At 50.9% G+C, this 4,826-nt stretch carries 3 protein-coding genes and 1 pseudogene; 2 read left to right on the plus strand and 2 right to left on the minus strand.

Going from position 1 to position 4,826, the window contains the following annotated elements; genetic code table 11:
• Window positions 1-255 precede the first annotated feature (255 nt).
• Window positions 256-1,398: a HetZ-related protein 2 gene (locus tag J0895_RS09525; protein ID WP_207087867.1), complete on the plus strand. Its 1,143-nt coding sequence runs from the start codon at window positions 256-258 to the stop codon at window positions 1,396-1,398.
• 522 nt (window positions 1,399-1,920) lie between these two features.
• Window positions 1,921-3,036, plus strand: coding sequence for an ATPase, T2SS/T4P/T4SS family (locus J0895_RS09530; RefSeq protein WP_242541174.1), 1,116 nt, complete (start codon window positions 1,921-1,923; stop codon window positions 3,034-3,036).
• Between the two features lie 97 nt (window positions 3,037-3,133).
• Here J0895_RS09530 and aroF read toward each other — a convergent pair whose 3' ends face one another.
• Together aroF and J0895_RS09540 are read right to left on the minus strand one after the other, a co-directional pair.
• A complete protein-coding gene (gene aroF, locus J0895_RS09535; RefSeq protein ID WP_207087868.1) occupies window positions 3,134-4,198 on the minus strand; it encodes a 3-deoxy-7-phosphoheptulonate synthase in 1,065 nt (354 codons plus the stop codon).
• A 43-nt stretch (window positions 4,199-4,241) separates the two neighbouring features.
• Window positions 4,242-4,826, minus strand: a pseudogene (locus tag J0895_RS09540) (zinc ribbon domain-containing protein); the annotation flags it as partial.

Consider the following 4,826-nt stretch of genomic DNA (forward strand, 5'->3'; position numbering starts at 1 on the left):
GCGGAAAATACGATAGGGCGCTACATTAACGACCCTCATCATGGTTGGACTACAGTGTAGGCGGTTAAAACCGCTCGTGTGGGCTTTCCACCTCGGTCTGAAGACACGAGGCTACCAGCCCTACCGTGTTTCTCTGGTGTCGGGATGTCATGAGGGGCGATGTCGGAAAGGATAGGACCTGAGACCCTCGCATTGGCTTCAGGATGAGCTTAGAATCGGTAAGAGTGGGAAGCGTGTTAGAGGTGAGGAGTAATCATGACGTTGGCAGAACAACTGGCGCAAGAGTGGCGATCGCGCCTATCCCAGGATTGTCCCGAGCATCCCGCCAGTACCCACGAGAGTATCGTGCAATGGCTGTTGGGGGAGGATCCGGATCGGTTTGAGGCCCTGACGCCAGAAAAGCTAGAAATCATCCGTTCGGCGATGGACTATCGCTATCGGATTTTGCTCAGGGTCATCGGGGTGTCGCCGGAACGAGCTTATACGAATTTAGTCCGCCGGTTGTCTTCGTTGGTGTTGCTGCGCAATAAGATTAAAACCTGGGTGGCGCTGAGTCGCGATCGCCAGCGGACGGTGGTGGATGTGGTCCAGGAAGTGGTCCAGGAACTGTGTGAACGCGATCGCTATATGCAGCAGCAAATTGCCTGGATTGGTCAATCAACCCAAACTTCGCGGGTCAGAAATGCGCTGTTGTTGGCAACGATTGAAGAATATTGCTTGCGTCCGGTTCGGAATCAACCCTTGCTGGCGTATCGGTTTTTTAACTATCTGCGACGGTCCCAGCGTGGGGGGTTGACTCAGGTCCCGGAGGCGGAATTAATTCGGCTGGTTTCTGATGAAATTGGTTCTGATGAGTCGGACAGTTCGATTAGTTTGTTGGATGCTCAGGCGATCGCCAACGCTCAAGATGCGATCGCCTGGGAAGAACAACAACTGTTACGACAAAACGTCCACCAGGAGTTTGCCGAGTATTTGGCGAAAAATGTGGATCCAACGGCAGCAGATTGGTTGCGATTGTATCTTCAAGGTTGCTCCCAAGATGCGATCGCCAAGGCTCTAAATTTACCCGTTAAGCAGGTCTATCGCTTGCGGGAAAAAGTCAGCTACCATGCCATTCGAGTCTTTTCCCTGAAAATCGAACCGGAGTTAGTCGCTAACTGGCTACAAATTAGCTTACAAGACCACGGGTTTGGTCTAACCTCGACGCAGTGGTCACAATTTTATGCAACCCTCCCTCCAGAGCAGCAACAGCTTCTCAACCAACTCAAGCAGGGACAATCCCTAGAGGCGATCGCCCAGAAGCAAGGTCTAAAACATTCTCAAGTGTTAGGAGAATGGACCCAACTTTATTTAGCGGCTCAATCCCTCAGAAATAGCCGTTCGGAACCCGATGGCTGATTAAACATTGTTAACTTTTTCTTCGGAAAAGTGTTACTTTACAAGAAGAATATTAAATCAACTCACCCGGACTACCGCTGTCCCTTGATTTCTGGTGCATTGAATGAGAGTTGAAAGATCGATGAGTGTGACAGCCTTATCCCTAATTTGTTCAACTTTAGCGAATCTTTCTCCTATATTCCTCTGAGGGGTGTGACTTGTCACCCAAGTTAATCACGACAGCGGAATCACTGTAATTGAGGAAATAACTGGGTGCATCTCAATTCGTTGAAAACTTGCCAATTGTACTCAAAATTTGACACAGGGTGCGATTCTTGGCTACCTTGTTGGGAAGTGTGTAGTCCGGCGTGATATTCGGACTTGACTGGTCGGGTGATCAAGCCAGAAAATATGAATAACCCGCCAGCATTTCTTTATCTTGGATAGTCAGGAGTGGGTCCCACCCTGACAACCTTGGGTCGTTGGTGTCACGATTGTGGGTTTTCTTTGTTCTGAACACAACAGCACCGAGTCCTTTCACCAATGCAAACCAAAACCGTCACTAACTGGGCCGCACAAATGGATTCCGAGCAAATCTTCCAGCTAATTGACAACCTATTACCTTTTGAAGCCTGCCTGTATCATGAGGTGTTACCGTTGTCCATTAAAGGGAGCCGCCTCCACCTGGGGATGGTCGATCCCGAAGATTCTGCTGCATTGGAATATGTCCGGCGCATTCTGGGATATATGAGGTGTTCTCTGGTATCAGAGAAGATTTCTACTGAGATCCACCGCTCGATGCTCAGTGCCTACTTAAACTATATGCACACGGGGAAGAAAAAAGCATCGGCTGCACCTCATACCCCAGGGAGTCACGTTCCCGCGCCGCCGATGCCTCCTTTGCCAAATCCCTCCCATGCTTCCTCGGTGGCAGTGCATTCTAGGAACGATTTGCTCCCCCTGCCCCATCCCCATTCCGCTAACAGCGATCGCCCGAGCTTACCCGCACCTCACTCGGCACCGATGTTACCCGGGGCGGCGGTGCCCGTGTTACAAGTGAGTGTCTCCCATCCTCACAGTCCTCTGGATGAACTGGCCAATTTACCCCCCAAGGAGCTTTTACAAGAGTTATTGGGGCGAATTTTAGAAGGGGGTATCGGTCGGCTTTATTTCGATCGCCAATCTGAACATGGACGAATTCTCTGGAGTCAGGATGGGGTGGTGCAGTCGGTAATGGTCGGGTTAGAATTGTCCCTGTTTGGGGGGGTGATGAACGAACTCAAGCTGTTGGGACACTTGCCGTTAATTCCCCTGCAAAAACCGAAACAGGTGGAAATTGAACGGCGCTATAACAAAGAAGATTTATTATTACGCTTGCGGGTAATGCCGGGAACTGAAGGGGAACGGGCGACCTTGCAAGTGTTGCGGGGAGCGGCTTTGAAGTTTTACAAGCATCAGCAGGTGGAGGATTTAAGTCGGGATGCCTTGCGACTGGCGCTGCAACTTCAGCGCAAGGTGGATGAATTGCGCGATCGCGCCAGTAAAATTCCCGATCTAGCTTTAGGGAAGTTAGATGCACTGCCGGCCCTCAACCAGTTAATTCGTCAGGTGGAGGAACAGTTGGCTCAACTCAAGGCCCTGGACGAGCATAAAGAGTAGTTCCGACTGATCCAAATTTCGGGATATCCCCGGATTGGATGTAGGGGCAGTCTATTCACTGCCCCTACATCCGGCTAGTTTTCGCAGAAATAGCCCTTTATGCTAAGACTGCAGCAGGTACAGTCCAACGACCGACTGCTTTGCCAATCACGGCTAACTCTTCTCCCATCAGGCGATCGAAGCGATCGGGGGTGAGGGATTGAGGTCCATCGGAGAGGGCTTTATTCGGCGTCGGGTGGACTTCAATCATCAGAGAATCGGTTCCCGCCGCGATCGCCGCCCGCGCCATCGAAGGAACCTGATCCGACCAACCTGTTCCATGACTGGGATCAATCATAATCGGCAGGTGCGTCAGCTTTCTCAGAACCGGAATCACTGACAAATCCAACGTATTGCGCGTGTACTGCCGGTCAAAAGTCCGGATTCCCCGTTCGCACAAAATCACCCGGGAATTGCCTGCGGCTAAAATATACTCCGCTGCCATCAACCACTCTTCAATGGTGGCCGACATTCCCCGTTTGAGTAACACCGGCTTATCCTGAGCGCCCACTTTCTTTAACAGGGCAAAATTATGCATATTCCGCGCCCCAATTTGGATGACATCGGCGACTTTGCCTAAGATCTCCAAATCTGACGTATCCATCAGTTCGGTAATAATTCCCAACCCCGTCACTTCCCGCGCTGTGGCGAGTAACTCTAACGCACTTTCCCCATGTCCTTGGAACGCATATGGCGAGGTGCGGGGTTTAAATGCACCACCTCGCAAAAACTTGGCCCCCGCCGCTTTGACTCGTCGGGCTGTCTCAACGATCATGTCCTCGTTTTCCACGGAACAGGGTCCTGCTACCACCACGATGGGGTGGGTTTCACCAAAGTGAACGGGTCCATTGGGGGTATTCACCACGACTTCTGAAGCTTCGCCGTGGCGGAATTCCCGACTCACGCGCTTAAAGGGCTGTTCTACCCGCAGGACTTGTTCGATCGCCGGACTCATCTCCTGGAGTTGTTGCAGATCCAAATCTGCCGTATCCCCCACGAGTCCAATCACGACTTTATAGCGACCGACAATTTTTTCCGGGGTTAGACCCCAATTGTCGGTCAATTCTGCATTGAGGCGGTCAATTTCGGCTTCGGGTGTGCCGACCTTCATTACAATGATCATGGTATGTTACCAGGCTTATTTGCTTTTGTACAGACTGATACATTTACGCGACATTTATCCGGCTTACGAAACGGACAATGCCGCGATGGCACTATCACCTTTGAGGGTGACCGTGGCGGTATCCCGCAAAGCTTTTAGAAAAATTCCAAAAGCACCGTTCCAGTCCCTTGGAAGAGTGAAGCCACACTCAGGACAGTGGAACACCTTGGAGCCACCTAACTTGGCATGAACATGACCACAGTGAGTACAGGTTTTGCTGGTGTATTCTTCGGTCACGTCTACAACCGTGGCTCCAGTTATTTCGGCTTGATGTCTTAGGGTTAATTTGAACCGATAATGCGCCCAAGTCAACATTGCTCGCGCCGTCTTGGATTTGATTTTCCGCCTTACCTTGGCAACCATTTGGGAAGTCTCGAAAGTAGGCAGAAAAATCAGTCCATAGTTGCGAGTTAAGTAATGAGCAATTTGCTTGTGTGCTTCATCAATTAAATTGCGGATTTGGGTTCTCAGGCGATGAGCCGCGCAGCTCATCCGTCGCCGCCGCGAACGACTGGGTTCTTTATCAGTTCTGCTGCTTAAATCATCCTGGTGTTGGCATAGTCGAGTAATGCGGCCAATATCCCCTGAA

Origin of the sequence: Phormidium pseudopriestleyi FRX01 (assembly GCF_017313335.1) — a bacterium.
In the GTDB taxonomy this organism is placed as follows: domain Bacteria; phylum Cyanobacteriota; class Cyanobacteriia; order Cyanobacteriales; family Laspinemataceae; genus Laspinema; species Laspinema pseudopriestleyi.

Coding starts and splice junctions, on each gene's coding strand:
- J0895_RS09525 (WP_207087867.1), top strand. CDS start 256: ATGACGTTGGCAGAACAACTGGCGCAAGAGTGGCGATCGCGCCTATCC.
- J0895_RS09530 (WP_242541174.1), top strand. CDS start 1,921: ATGCAAACCAAAACCGTCACTAACTGGGCCGCACAAATGGATTCCGAG.
- aroF (WP_207087868.1), bottom strand. CDS start 4,198: ATGATCATTGTAATGAAGGTCGGCACACCCGAAGCCGAAATTGACCGC.